This window comes from Streptomyces rimosus subsp. rimosus, from assembly GCF_000720725.1.
In the GTDB taxonomy this organism is placed as follows: Bacteria; Actinomycetota; Actinomycetes; order Streptomycetales; family Streptomycetaceae; genus Streptomyces; species Streptomyces rimosus_A.
Window position 1 is genome coordinate 18,618 of sequence record NZ_JOCQ01000035.1, and the last position, 13,830, is coordinate 32,447.

9 protein-coding genes are annotated in these 13,830 nt (G+C 72.1%); 5 read left to right on the forward strand and 4 right to left on the reverse strand.

The window, feature by feature from the left end; translation table 11 throughout:
* The first annotated feature begins 177 nt into the window (after positions 1-177).
* Complete coding sequence (locus IH45_RS0119385; protein WP_030669513.1) at positions 178-2,997, forward strand: DEAD/DEAH box helicase; 2,820 nt, start codon at positions 178-180, stop codon at positions 2,995-2,997.
* Between the two features lie 39 nt (positions 2,998-3,036).
* Here IH45_RS0119385 and IH45_RS0119390 read toward each other — a convergent pair whose 3' ends face one another.
* Positions 3,037-3,927, reverse strand: coding sequence for a methyltransferase domain-containing protein (locus tag IH45_RS0119390; RefSeq protein WP_030669516.1), 891 nt, complete (start codon positions 3,925-3,927; stop codon positions 3,037-3,039).
* A 29-nt stretch (positions 3,928-3,956) separates the two neighbouring features.
* On the opposite strand from IH45_RS0119390, the gene pdxR reads away from it, so the two are divergent.
* Positions 3,957-5,441: a MocR-like pyridoxine biosynthesis transcription factor PdxR gene (gene pdxR / locus IH45_RS0119395; RefSeq protein ID WP_030669521.1), complete on the forward strand. Its 1,485-nt coding sequence runs from the start codon at positions 3,957-3,959 to the stop codon at positions 5,439-5,441.
* Between the two features lie 469 nt (positions 5,442-5,910).
* On the opposite strand, the gene IH45_RS0119400 is transcribed toward pdxR, so the two are convergent.
* Both IH45_RS0119400 and IH45_RS0119405 read right to left on the reverse strand, forming a co-directional pair.
* Positions 5,911-6,768 (reverse strand): siderophore-interacting protein, encoded by an 858-nt coding sequence (locus IH45_RS0119400; RefSeq protein ID WP_030669524.1) that lies wholly within the window; start codon positions 6,766-6,768, stop codon positions 5,911-5,913.
* A gap of 69 nt (positions 6,769-6,837) precedes the next feature.
* Positions 6,838-7,761 (reverse strand): 5'-3' exonuclease, encoded by a 924-nt coding sequence (locus IH45_RS0119405; RefSeq protein WP_030669527.1) that lies wholly within the window; start codon positions 7,759-7,761, stop codon positions 6,838-6,840.
* 255 nt (positions 7,762-8,016) lie between these two features.
* On the opposite strand from IH45_RS0119405, the gene IH45_RS0119410 reads away from it, so the two are divergent.
* From IH45_RS0119410 to IH45_RS0119420, 3 genes are all read left to right on the forward strand, one after another.
* Positions 8,017-9,228 (forward strand): quaternary amine ABC transporter ATP-binding protein, encoded by a 1,212-nt coding sequence (locus IH45_RS0119410; RefSeq protein WP_050514987.1) that lies wholly within the window; start codon positions 8,017-8,019, stop codon positions 9,226-9,228.
* Entirely contained in the window at positions 9,221-11,818 is a 2,598-nt protein-coding gene (locus tag IH45_RS0119415; RefSeq protein ID WP_030669532.1) for an ABC transporter permease/substrate binding protein, read from the forward strand. Before IH45_RS0119410 ends, IH45_RS0119415 begins: the two co-directional genes overlap by 8 nt.
* Before the next feature lie 95 nt (positions 11,819-11,913).
* Complete coding sequence (locus IH45_RS0119420) at positions 11,914-12,657, forward strand: helical backbone metal receptor (protein WP_030669534.1); 744 nt, start codon at positions 11,914-11,916, stop codon at positions 12,655-12,657.
* On the opposite strand, the gene IH45_RS0119425 is transcribed toward IH45_RS0119420, so the two are convergent.
* Entirely contained in the window at positions 12,629-13,822 is a 1,194-nt protein-coding gene (locus IH45_RS0119425; RefSeq protein ID WP_030669536.1) for a TDT family transporter, read from the reverse strand. The two genes, IH45_RS0119420 and IH45_RS0119425, sit on opposite strands and share 29 nt — an antisense overlap.
* Positions 13,823-13,830 lie beyond the last annotated feature (8 nt).

Consider the following 13,830-nt stretch of genomic DNA (forward strand, 5'->3'; position numbering starts at 1 on the left):
CGAACCGCGAATGATCTCCGCGATAGTAACAGGGTGATTGTTCTGTTTTCGATGCAGAAGTGCCCGGTGCGTCGTTTCGGCACCCGGGAGGGGGCTGCACGGCCGGAGCCTCCCCGGTAAAGCCCGTCCATAATGATCGGCTCGTTGTCAGAGGTGGCCGGTAGGCTCGTAAGCACGATGACCGAGGACATGTCCCCTGCTGAGCGCTACGCCGCCGCCAAGCTGCGGGCGGTGGAGCAGGCCACCGCACTCGCCCCTTTCCGTGAGATGTACGACTTCGCGCTGGATCCGTTCCAGATCGACGCGTGCAAGGCTCTGGAGGCCGGGAAGGGAGTGCTGGTCGCGGCCCCGACCGGATCCGGCAAGACGATCGTGGGCGAGTTCGCCGTCCACCTGGCCCTGGAGCAGGGCCGTAAATGCTTCTACACGACGCCCATCAAGGCGCTCTCGAACCAGAAGTACCAGGACCTGGTGCGGCGCCACGGTGCGGACCGGGTCGGCCTGCTGACCGGTGACAACAGCGTCAACTCCGAGGCGCCGGTGGTCGTGATGACCACCGAGGTGCTGCGGAACATGCTCTACGCGGGCTCCCGGTCGCTGGACGGCCTGGGCTATGTGGTCATGGACGAGGTGCACTACCTGTCCGACCGCTTCCGGGGCGCAGTCTGGGAAGAGGTGATCATTCACCTGCCCGAGTCCGTCACCCTGGTCTCGCTGTCCGCCACGGTCTCGAACGCCGAGGAGTTCGGCGCCTGGCTGGACACCGTCCGCGGCGACACCGAAGTGATCGTCTCCGAGCACCGTCCGGTGCCGCTGTGGCAGCACGTGCTCGCCGGGCGCCGGATGTACGACCTCTTCGAGGAGCGCGAGAGCCAGGGGAAGGGCAAGGCCGGGCGCCGCGAGGTCAACCCGGACCTGGAGCGGCTGGCCCGGATGGAGAACAGCCGCCCGACGTTCGGCCGCGACAAGCGCCGGGGCCGCAACCTGCGGGAGGCGGACCGCGAGCGCGAGCGGCGCCAGCGCAGCCGTATCTGGACCCCGGGCCGCGCCGAGGTGATCGACCGGCTGGACCAGGAGGGCCTGCTGCCGGCGATCACGTTCATCTTCAGCCGGGCCGGGTGCGAGTCCGCCGTGCAGCAGTGCCTGTATTCGGGGCTGCGGCTCAACGACCAGGAGGGCCGGGCCAGGGTCCGCGCCATCGTGGAGGAGCGGACGGCGGGCATCCCGGACGAGGACCTGCACGTACTGGGGTATTACGAGTGGCTGGAGGGGCTTGAGCGGGGCATCGCCGCGCACCACGCCGGCATGCTGCCGACCTTCAAGGAGGTCGTCGAGGAGCTCTTCCTGAAGGGGCTGGTCAAGGCGGTCTTCGCGACGGAGACCCTGGCGCTGGGCATCAACATGCCCGCGCGCTCGGTGGTGCTGGAAAAGCTCGTCAAGTGGAACGGCGAGCAGCACGCCGACATCACCCCCGGCGAGTACACCCAGCTCACCGGCCGCGCCGGGCGCCGCGGTATCGACGTCGAGGGCCACGCGGTGGTGCTCTGGCAGCGCGGCATGGACCCCGGCGCCCTGGCGGGCCTGGCCGGTACGCGTACGTATCCGCTGCGCTCGTCCTTCAAGCCGTCGTACAACATGGCGGTCAACCTCGTCTCGCAGTTCGGGCGGCACCGCTCGCGCGAGCTGCTGGAGATGTCGTTCGCGCAGTTCCAGGCCGACAAGTCGGTGGTCGGGATCTCCCGGCAGGTGCAGCGCAACGAGGAGGGGCTGGAGGGCTACAAGGAGTCCATGACCTGCCACCTCGGCGACTTCGAGGAGTATTCGCGGCTGCGCCGGCAGCTCAAGGACCGTGAGACGGAGCTGGCCAAGCAGGGCGCGGCGCAGCGCCGGGCGGCCGCCGCTGCCGCGCTGGAGAAGCTCAAGCCGGGCGACGTCATCCACGTACCGACGGGCAAGTACGCGGGGCTCGCGCTGGTGCTGGACCCGGGCATGCCGTCCGGGCGAACCAACGGGCACCGCGGCTTCGACGCGCACGACGGGCCCCGGCCACTGGTGCTGACCGCCGAGCGGCAGGTCAAGCGGCTGGCGTCGATCGACTTCCCGGTGCCGGTGTCACCGCTGGACCGGATGCGCATCCCCAGGACCTTCAACGCGCGCAGCCCGCAGTCGCGCCGCGACCTGGCGTCCGCGCTGCGCACGAAGGCCGGGCACATCGCGCCGGAGCGGCACCGCAAGCAGCGGTCGGCGGCGACGGACGACCGCGAGATCGCGCGGCTGCGTACGGAGATCCGCGCGCACCCCTGCCACGGCTGCGACGAGCGCGAGGACCACGCGCGCTGGGCCGAGCGCTACCACCGGCTGCTGCGGGACACCCGGCAGCTGGAGCGCCGTATCGAAGGCCGCACGAACACCATCGCGCGCACCTTCGACCGGATCTGCGGCCTGCTGACCGAGCTGGACTATCTGGAAGGTGACACGGTCACGGACGAGGGCCGGCGGCTGGCGCGGCTCTACGGCGAACTGGACCTGCTGGCGAGCGAATGCCTGCGCGCCGGCGTCTGGGACGGGCTGGGCCCCGCCGAACTGGCCGCCTGCGCCTCGGCGTTGGTCTACGAGTCGCGTCAGGCGGACGACGCGGTGGCGCCGAAGCTGCCGTCGGGCAAGGTGCGGGACGCGCTCAGCGAGATGGTGCGGATCTGGGGCCGGCTGGACGCCCTGGAGGAGGATCACAAGATCAACCAGGCGGAGGGTGTCGGCCAGCGCGAGCCGGACCTCGGCTTCGCCTGGGCCGCGTACCGCTGGGCCTCCGGATTCGGCCTGGACGAGGTGCTGCGCGAGGCGGAGATGCCGGCCGGCGACTTCGTGCGCTGGTGCAAGCAGCTGATCGACATCCTCGGCCAGCTCGCCGCCGCCGCACCGCCGGAGGTGGCGCGCAACGCACGCAAGGCCGTGGACGCGGTGCTGCGGGGCGTGGTGGCGTACTCGTCCGTGGGGTGAGGTGCAGGGGGCGGTGAGCTGCTCTCGCTGCCCCCCCTGTCACCCCACCGGTTTGACGGCCGTCCCCTTGAAGAACGTGTAGTGGAACGTGCCGCCCTCCTGCGCCGTACGGCGCAGGTCGCCGATGCCCCGGTCCCAGTCGGTCTCGGTCGTCAGCCCGGCGGCCAGGGCGTCGTCCCGCACGGACGCGATCATCGCGATGAACGTGTCGTGGGTGAATCCGTCGGTCAGACCGGGCCGGGTCGCATCGGCGTAGACCGTGCGCGGCCGCACGGTGACGTCCGCGTACCCGGCGGCGGTCAGCAGCGGCTGCACCTCCCGGCCGAGCAGCGCGTTGCCGCCGGCCGCCGCCTGCAACCGGACCTGGTGGCCGATGGCCGCGCGGGCGTGGGCGCTGTCCGGGTGGAAGAACGCCGACCCGTGGTCCCCTTCGATCACGGTGATGCTGCCGCCCGGCCGCAGGACGCGCCGCAGGCCCGCCAGCGCCTGCGCGGGGTCGGGCAGGTGTTCCAGGACGAAGCAGACGAAGAGGTGGTCGAAGGAGGCGTCCGGGTACGGCAGGTCGGTCAGGTCGGCCTGCTGCCAGTGCACTGTCGCCGCGTGCGGCCGGGCGGCGAGGCGGGCGCGGGCCCGGGCGAGCGACGCGGCGGAGATGTCGATCGCGGTGATGTGCGCCCCCGGGCTGGACGCGGCCAGGTGCACCGTCTGGGCGCCGACCCCGCACCCGGCCTCCAGGACCCGGCTGCCCGCCGGGTAGGCCGTGCCCGCGTGCAGAAGCGCGGCCAAGGTCTCCGCCTGGTCGGTGAGCCGCCGGGCCTCGTGGTCCGAATACCCGTGTACGTAACCGGAGTTGGGGGACGGAGTCCGGTGCTTGTTTTCCGGCGTGCCGGTCTCGTCGGTCCCGCCGGTCGCTGTCGCTGCTGTTCCCATGCCGTCACTCTGGCCCGCACAATGGTCCGGTGCCCAGGTCCAAAGACGTACCGTCCGACCGGTCCATACCGTCCGGGTCCGACTTCCTCCAGCTCGACGCGGCCGACGCGCCCGCGGGCGGGCTGTCCGACTGGCTGGCGCAACGGCTGCGGCTGGCGATCGCCGACGGCCGCCTCGCGGTCGGCGACCGGCTGCCCGCCACCCGCACGCTGGCCGGGGAACTGCGGGTCTCCCGGGGCGTGGTCACCGAGGCGTACCAGCGGCTGATCGAGGACGGGCACGCGGCCGGGCGGGGCCGCGCCGGTACGGTCGTCGTCGCCGCGCCCGTCACGGCACCGGCGCCCGCCCCCGTCCGTACGCGTACGGCCGACGCGCCGCCCGGCGCGGTGTTCACCGCCGAGCCCGGCGCGGACGTCTTCGACGCAGTACGGGCGGCACCGGCCCGCATCGACCTCAGCCCCGGCACGCCCGACCTGGCCTCCTTCCCCCGTACGGCGTGGCTGCGCGCCGAGCGGCGGGTGCTCGGCACGCTCGCCGCCACCGGTCTGGGGTACGGGGACCCGCGCGGCACACCGGAGTTGCGGCGGGCCGTCGCCAAGTGGCTGGCCCGCAACCGCGGCATCGCGGCCGGACCGGACGAGGTGCTGATCGTCAACGGCACCGCGCAGACGCTCGGCCTGCTCGCCCAAGTCCTGCGCGGCCGGGGCGTTTCCGCGGTGGCGGTCGAGGATCCCGGGTCGCTCGGGGCCCGCCAGCACCTCCGGTACTGGGGGATGCGCACGCCGCCGGTTCCGGTCGACGCGGACGGCATCCGCGTCGGCGAGCTGCGGGACAGCGGCGCGCCCGCCGTCGTGGTGACCCCGGCGCACCAGTTCCCGACCGGGGTGGTGCTCGGCGGCGGACGGCGCCGGGAGCTGATGCGCTGGGCCACCGACACGGGCGGTCTGATCGTCGAAGACGACTACGACGCGGAGCACCGCTACGACCGGCCGCCGGTGCCCGCCCTGCGCGCGATGCTGCCCGAGCACGTCTGCTACGCCGGGAGCGTCTCGAAACTGCTGGCGCCGGCGCTGCGGACCGGGTGGGTCCTGGCGCCGCCGGAGCTGCACGGGGCGCTGGTCGACGCCAAGCGGTTCACCGACCTGGGCAGCGCCGCGCTGCCGCAGCTGGTGCTCGCGGACCTGATGGAGTCCGGCGAGCTGGAGCGGCGGCTGCGGCAGCTGCGCCGGCGCCACCGGGCGCGTCGCGACGCGATGATCCGGGCGGTGGACACGCACCTCCCGGGCGCCGCCGTGCAGGGCGCCGCGGCGGGCCTGCACCTGACGGTCACCTTCGACGCGGGCTTCGCCGACACGGACCTGGCGGCCGCGGCGCTCGCCCACGGTGTCAAGGCGCACCCGGTGTCGTGGCATCGGCAGCGCTGCGGGCGGCCGGGGCTGGTGCTGGGCTATGCGGCCAGCACGGTGTCCGGGATCGAGGAAGGGGTGGCGGTCATCGGGAAGGTGCTGGCGTAGGGCGGGCTGTCGGGGAGCGGTCGGTACGCCGTCGGCGTACGGCAGGGCGGCGGCCGGTGCGGCGTGACCGTCCGGCGTGTCGCGCGCCGCGCATGCGCCCGTCCGACACGCCGTGCGCACCCTCGGTCGCGTATCCCTGAGATGCTGGTGCGTCGACCGGGTCACCGGCACTTTTCCGCCAGGCTTCCCCGGAGGCCGCGCACACGGGCCGCACGGGTCCGTTCCGGCCTGGCAATCCGAGGCGGTACGGACCGGGGGCCACGGCTTCGCGAGGAGACGCGCCATCGGGCCCTCACCCGAACGTTCCCGGCCACCCGCCGACCGGCCGCGCCATGCCCTGCGGGCGCCAACTCCCCAGCGGAAGCCCGTAGTTCGAGTTACCCGCAAGGCTCATGTGCGAACCTCGCGAAGGCGCCCGATGACGGCGGGCGCCCTCCGCAAGGGAGCGTACGGGGAGAGGCGGGACGGGTCAGGAGGCGGCGGGGGCGGCCTTCTCCTGCTCGGCCTCGATCTGCTCGTTCCACACCTTCTTGGACGCCTGCCAGCCGTCCTCGTCGTGGCCGCGGCGCCAGTATCCGGAGATGGACAGGTCCTCGCGCGGGATCTCGCGCTCGACGCGCAGCAGCTTGCGCAGCTCCTTCACGAAGCCCGCCTCGCCGTGCACGAACGCCTGCGGCCGGCCCGCCGGGAAGTCCAGCGCGCGGACCGCCTCGACCAGGAGCTCGCCCACCGGCGTGTCGCCGCGGTGCAGCCAGGTGATCTCGGCACCCGCCGGGGCTTCCAGCTTCTGCTCCTCCTCGGGGCCCGCGACCTCGATGAACGCCCGCACGGGCACATCCTCCGGCATCCGGGCCAGGGAGGCGGCGATGGCCGGCAGGGCGCTCTCGTCACCGGCGAGCAGGTGCCAGTCGGCCTCGGCGTCGGGGGCGTACGCGCCGCCGGGGCCCAGGAAGAGCGCCTCGTCGCCCGGGCGCGCCTGCACGGCCCACGGCCCGGCGAGGCCCGTGTCGCCGTGCACCACGAAGTCGACCGCCATCTCGCGCGCGTCGGGGTCCCAGCTGCGCACCGTGTACGTACGCGTCCGGGGCCACTGGTCGCGCGGGAAGGCGGCGCGGATCTCCGCGATGTCCAGCGGCTTCGGGTAGTCCACGCCGGGGATCGGGAAGACCAGCTTGATGTAATGGTCGGTGTACTCGCCCGCCGAGAACTCCGCGAGGCCGTCACCGCCCAGCCATACCCGCACCATGTGCGGCGTGAGCTGTTCGGTGCGCAGTACCTGCGCGGAAATGAGCTTGGCCTTCTTGCGGGCCGGACGCTCTGCTGCCACGACGATCTCCCCTGCCACGGTTAATTAGGTATACCTAACCTAACAGTTCGTCGGGCGGGACGTCGCGTCTTAAATGTCCGCCGGTCGCAGCGTGGCGAGGAGCCGCTGCAAGGAGCCGCCCAGCCCCCACTGCTCCGCGAGCGCCTCCAGCCGTTCCGGATCGGCCGGCTCACCGGGCAGCGCGGCGTCGAAGTCCGGCACCGGCACGTCGGCGGCGACCCGTACGACCTTCGGCGCCACCTCCACGTACGGACGGGACTCGGCCAGCCGCTTGCGCTGCGACGGGGTGAGCCGGGACGCCGGGTCGTCCACCGCGGCCATGATCCCGGCGAGATCACCGTACGCCGCCAGCAGCTTGGCGGCGGTCTTCTCGCCGATGCCCGGCACGCCCGGCAGGCCGTCGCTGGGGTCGCCGCGCAGCAGCGCCAGGTCCGCGTAGCCGCGCCCGTCCACGCCGTACTTCTCGCGCAGCAACGCCTCGTCGGTGATCTGGAGCGTGCCGACGCCCTTGAGCGGATACAGGACGCGGATGCCGCGCCGGTCGTCGGCCAGCTGGAACAAATCCCGGTCGCCGGTGACGATGTCCACCGGCCCGGCGGCGCGGGCGGTGAGGGTGCCGATGACGTCGTCCGCCTCGTACCCCGCCGCGCCGACCCGGGCGATGCCGATCGCGTCGAGCACCTCCTCGATCACCGGGACCTGCGGGGAGAGGGTGTCTGGCACCTCCTCCGCGTCCGGTTCCGGGGAGCCGGCCGGGGCCTCCTCGGCCACCCGGTGCGCCTTGTACGAGGGGATGAGGTCGACCCGCCACTGGGGGCGCCAGTCGAAGTCCATGCAGGCGACCAGGTCGTCCGGCTGGTGGTCCTGGACGAGCCGGGCGATGAAGTCCAGCAGCCCGCGCACCGCGTTGACCGGGGTGCCGTCCGGGGCCCGGACCGATTCCGGGACGCCGAAGTAGGCCCGGAAATAGAGCGAGGCGGTGTCGAGGAGCATCAGGCGTCGAGTCACACCCCGATGATGCCGTACCCCCGGTGACGTGCACGGCCGATGCCACGGGGCCGGGCTGGGCAGGGAATGTGAACTGGGTCACTGTTGCGTTTGTCATATCGGAAAGGGGGCAGGCGCGCGGCCGGAGCGGAGCCGGTGGAAATTCAACATTTCCACCGGTTAAGGCGGGCCCGACCCGTACCGCACCACGACCTGCCCGCGGGGGAGGCGGGTCGTTCTCAATCGAATCGAGAGGTGTATGTGGCCAGGCTGCAAGCCGAGCACGTGTACAAGGTGTTCGGGAGACGACCCGAGGACGCCGTACGACGGCTCGAAGACGGAGCGAGCCGCGAGGAGCTGCGGGCCGACGGTACGACCGCCGCGGTGATCGACGCGTCCTTCTCCGTGGACGAGGGCCAGATCTTCGTCGTCATGGGTCTGTCCGGATCCGGCAAGTCCACGCTCCTGCGGACCCTGAACGGGCTGCTGGAGCCGACCGCCGGAAGCGTGCGGTTCGACGGCCAGGACCTGACCTCGCTCAGCGACAAGGAACTGCGCAAGGTCCGCTCCGAGAAGATCTCGATGGTCTTCCAGCACTTCGCGCTCTTCCCGCACCGCAGCGTGCTGGAGAACGCCGCGTACGGTTTGGAGGTCCAGGGCGTACCGCGCGCCGAACGCGAGAAGCGCGCCACCGAAGCACTGCACCTCGCGGGCCTCAAGGGCTGGGAGAAGTCCTGGCCCGACGAGCTGTCCGGCGGCATGCAGCAGCGGGTGGGCCTGGCCCGCGCGCTGGCCACCGACGCCGACCTGCTGCTGATGGACGAGTCCTTCAGCGCGCTGGATCCGCTGATCCGCCGCGACATGCAGGACCAGCTCCTGGAGCTGCAGAAGACGCTCAAGAAGACCATTGTCTTCATCACCCACGACCTGAACGAGGCCATGCGCCTCGGCGACCGGATCGCCGTCATGCGCGACGGCCGCATCGTGCAGATCGGCAGCGCCGAGGACATCCTCCTCACCCCTGCCAACGACTACGTCGCGTCCTTCATCCAGGACGTCGACCGCTCCCGGGTGCTCACCGCGGGCGCCATCATGGTCGACGCGGACGAGGTGCTGGGCGGTACGGCGGAGGACGGTACGGAGCTGCGTACGGCGGCCGACCTGCTGGCCGCCGCGCCTGCCACGGTCCACCGCGACACCCCCGTCGCGGAGCTGTTCGGCCCGTGCTCGGCCGGGACCGTGCCGGTCGCGGTGACCGGCGCGGACGGCGAACTGGTCGGCGCGGTACCCGTACAGCGGCTGCTGTCCGTGCTCGGCGACGGCGGGCAGCCCGTCGGGAACCAGGAGCCGAAGGCGGCCGATACGGCGGCCCCGGCGAAAGCGGCCGTCCGGGACTCCGGCGGTGATACCGGGGACGCACCGGTGGGCGAAGCGGGCGGCAAGCCCGAGGGCAAGGTGACCGCCGGTGCCTAGGATCGACGTCGGCTCCTGGGCCGACACCTGCGTCGAGTGGCTGCGCCACCACCTCACCTGGCTGTTCGACTTCGTCTCGCATGTCCTGACGGACATGTACAACGGCATTGAGACGGTCCTGACGGCCCCGCACCCGTTCCTGCTGATGGGCATCTTCGCGGTGCTCGCCTGGTGGCTGCGCGGCCTGCCGGCCGCCGTCCTGACCTTCGCGGGCTTCGCGCTGATCGACTCGATCCAGCAGTGGGAAGCCACCATGCAGTCCCTGGCGCTGGTGCTGGTCGCCTGCATCATCACCGTCGTCGTGGCGGTCCCGCTCGGCATCTGGGCGGCCCGCAACCGCGCCGTCGGCGGCGCGCTGCGCCCGGTCCTGGACCTGATGCAGACGATGCCCGCGATGGTCTACCTGATCCCCGGCATCCTCTTCTTCGGCATCGGCGTGATGCCCGGCATGGTGGCGACGATCATCTTCTCGATGCCGCCCGCCGTCCGCATGACCGAGCTGGGCATCCGCCAGGTCGACGGCGAACTGGTCGAGGCGGCCGAGGCGTTCGGCACCCACCCGCGCCGCACCCTGTTCCGGGTGCAGCTGCCGCTGGCGCTGCCCACGATCATGGCCGGTATCAACCAGGTCATCATGCTGGCGCTGTCCATGGTCGTCATCGCCGGCATGGTCGGCGCCGAGGGCCTGGGCTCCTCGGTCTACAACGCGGTCAGCTCGGTGAACGTCGCCCTCGGCTTCGAGGCCGGCCTCGCCGTCGTCATCCTCGCCATGTACCTGGACCGGATGACCGGCGCCCTCAACGAGCGGGTCTCGCCGCTGGGCCGCCGCGCGCTGGCCAAGGCGCAGGCCGCGCTGGGCGGCCTGAAGTTCCTGTACTGGAAGCCCGCCACCTCCGTCGCGATGGCCGGCGCGGTCGTGCTCGCGCTGGTCGCGGGCGGCCTGAATGTCTTCGGCAAGGACGGCGCGAAGACCGACGGCGGCGGCCGGCCGATCACGCTCGGGTACGTCAACTGGGACGAGGGCAAGGCCACCACGTACCTGTGGAAGGAGATCCTCGAACAGCGCGGCTTCAAGCCGAAGGCCCAGGCCCTGGAGGCCGGTGCGCTGTTCACCGGGCAGGCCCGCGGCGACGTGGACGTGCAGACCAACGCCTGGCTGCCCACCACGCACGCCGAGTACTACAAGAAGTACAAGGACAAGCTCGAAGACCTGGGCGCCTGGTACGACAAGACCTCGCTGGAGATCGCGGTCCCGTCGTACATGAAGGACGTCAAGACCCTCGACGACCTCAAGGGCCGGGCGGGCGAGTTCGGCGGCAAGATCACCGGCATCGAGCCGGGCGCCGGCGAGATGAAGATCCTCAAGGACAAGGTGCTCAAGGACTACGGCCTGGAGGGCGAATACAAGGTCGCCGAGTCCAGCACCGCGTCCATGCTCACCGAGCTGGACCGCGCGTACGCGGCGAAGAAGCCGATCGCCGTCACGCTGTGGTCGCCGCACTGGGCGTACGACAAGTACGACCTGACCAAGCTGGCGGACCCCAAGGGCTCCTTCGGCTCGGGCGACGGCCTGCACCTGCTCGGCCGCAAGGGCTTCTCGAAGGACGAGCCCCAGGTCGCCAAGTGGATGAAGAACTTCCACCTGGACGAGAAGCAGCTCACCAGCCTGGAGAACGACGTCAAGAGCGCGGGCGAGGGCCACGAGCAGGACGGCGTGCGCACCTGGCTGAAGAAGAACCCGGGCCTGGTCGACAAGTTCGCCCCGTCGGCGAACGTCACGTACGCCAAGGGCAAGGACGCGGGCGCCGCGCCGAACATCGGCTACCCGGCGTGGGACGAGGGCATTGCCACCACGTACCTGTGGAAGAACGTCCTGGAGAAGCGCGGCTACAAGCCGAACATCCGCAACCTGGACGTCGGCCCGATGTGGACCGGCCTGTCCAGCGGGCAGATCGACGTGGAGTTCGACGGCTGGCTGCCGGTCGCGCAGAAGCAGTACTGGGACCAGTACAAGGACGACCTCGTGGACGTGGGTGCGTGGTACGACAAGACCTCGCTGGAGATCGCGGTCCCGTCCTACGTCAAGGGCGTCAAGACGCTGGACGACCTGCGCGAGCACCAGGACGAGTTCAAGGGCAAGATCATCGGCATCGAGCCGGGCACCGGTGAGATGAAGCGGCTGAAGGACACCGTCGCGCCCGCGTACGGCCTGGAGGACTTCCAGGTCACCGAGGCCGGCACCAGCTCCATGCTGGCCGAGCTGGACCGGGCCTACGCCAAGAAGGAGCCGATCGCGGTCGTGCTCTGGTCGCCGCACTGGGCGTACAGCAAGTACGACCTGACCAAGCTCGCCGACCCGAAGCACACCTGGGGCGACAACAACCAGATCAAGTCGCTCGGCCACAAGAGCTTCCCGGAGAAGTTCCCGGAGTTCAACGGCTGGCTGAAGAACTGGAAGATGACGCCCGACGAGCTGGGCAGCCTGGAGAAGGACATCCAGGACGCCGGCAAGGGCCACGAGAACGACGGCGTCGAGAAGTGGATCGCCGACCACCCGGGCATCGTGGACAAGATGGCGCCGGTGAAGTGAGGCGCTGAACGCACCGCATGGGCCCCGCCCCTGGCTGTACGGCCGGGGCGGGGCCTTCGTGCGTGCGGGGCGCCTCGGCCGCGTACCGTGGGGTGATGACGACCGGTCAGCGCCGCACCCCACGCGTGGTCTCCCTCGTGCCCTCGCTCACCGAGGCCGTGGCCGCCACCGCGCCCGAACTGCTCGTCGGTGCCACCGACTGGTGCAGTCACCCCGCCGGGCTGGACGTGCCGCGCCTGGGCGGCACCAAGAACCCGGACACCGCCCGGATCGCCGCCCTCGCGCCCGATCTCGTGCTGGCCAACGAGGAGGAGAACCGGGCGCCGGACCTCGGGGCGCTGCGGGCGGCCGGGCTGGACGTGCTGGTCACCGAGATCCGCGACCTCGATCAGGCGCTGCGCGAACTGGACCGGGTGCTGGTGCGCGGCTGCGGACTGCCCCGGCCCGGCTGGCTGGACGACGCGGCGGACGCCTGGCGGGACGTACGGGCCGGAGCGGCGGAGCCGCGGGGCGCCGTGGTGCCGATCTGGCGGCGGCCGTGGATGGTGCTGGGCCGCGACACCTTCGCGGGCGACCTGCTCGCGCGGCTGGGCGTGGCGAACCTGTACGCGGGCCACGCCGACCGGTATCCGCGCATACCGGTCGAGGAGCTGAACGCCCGCGGCGCCGACCTGGTCGTGCTGCCGGACGAGCCGTACCGCTTCACGGCGGACGACGGCCCCGAGGCATTCCCGGGGCTGCCCGCCGCCCTGGTCAGCGGGCGCCACCTGACCTGGTACGGGCCGTCGCTGGTGGAGGCGGCCGGGGTGCTCAGGGCCGCGCTGGAGCAGGCACGCTGACCGGCCGTTCCGGTACGGGAGGCGCCGCGGGCGCGGGCTGCGGCGGCGCGAGCAGCCGGCCGCACGCCAGCCCCCGCGCCGTACGCACCCCCGCCACCAGCCAGGCCGTCGCCAGTACGCCGAACAGCCCCACCGCGAGCCAGGTGAAGGCCGTGAGGCCGGTGTGGCGGGCGAGACCGGCCGCGCCCGTCACGCACGTACCGACCGGGAAGGTGAACGCCCACCAGGTCATCGAGAACGTCATCCCGGCGCGGAGGGCCCGGACGACCAGCGCCGTCGCCAGCGCCAGCCACAGCAGCGCGAAGCCCATGACGGGCACGCCGTACAGCAGCGCGAAGGCGCTCATCGCCCGCGCGTATCCGGCGCCGACCGCGCCGGGCGCGGCGTCGGCGAGGTTGCCGACCGCGGTCGTGGACTGGCCCAGCGGGCCGAGGACGAGGAAGAGCGTCGGGGTCAGCGCGAGCGGCAGCGGGCCGTGGTGGAGCAGCCGGGCCACGACCAGCGGCAGCATCAGCAGCGTGGCCAGCAGCGACATCCCGAACATCGCGTAACAGGCGAGGAGCATCGCCTGCTGCCACTGCCCGGCGGGCAGGTGCGGCACCAGGCCGGGGCCGAGCGCCGCCGAGACCATGGGGGCCACCAGCGGCAGGAGCCATACCGGGGAGGCGGTGCCGGGTTCGATCCGGTGCCGGGCCACCATCAGATACGGCACCGCCGCGGCCGCCGTGAGCCCGGCCGCCGTCCCGGCGCACCACAGCACGGCGTCCACCGCGACCGCGGCCGGCTCGCCGAGCACATCGGTACCGACGGCGAGCGTCCCGCCGCCGACCGCCAGCAGCGCCATCGACAGACAGCCGTAGAACGGCGCCACCGCCGGGTCGAGCAGGTGGCGGCGCGCCTGGTCGGTGTGGTGGAGCCAGTGGGCGGTACGGGCGGCCAGCAGGACCAGCAGCAGGGCGGCGGACAGCGCCCAGACCGCGACGTACACGCCGCGCAGCAGCGGGGTGTGCGGGAGGGCGGCGCCGGCGTTGGCGACGATGGCGGTGCCCATCACGGTGGCGTACCAGTTGGGGCCGAGGTGACGCAGGGCCGCCGGGGGCGCGCCGGGGGCGCGGGCGACGAGGCGGGGGCCGGTGCGGGCGGAGGACTGCGTCGGGGATGCCATGGTCCCAG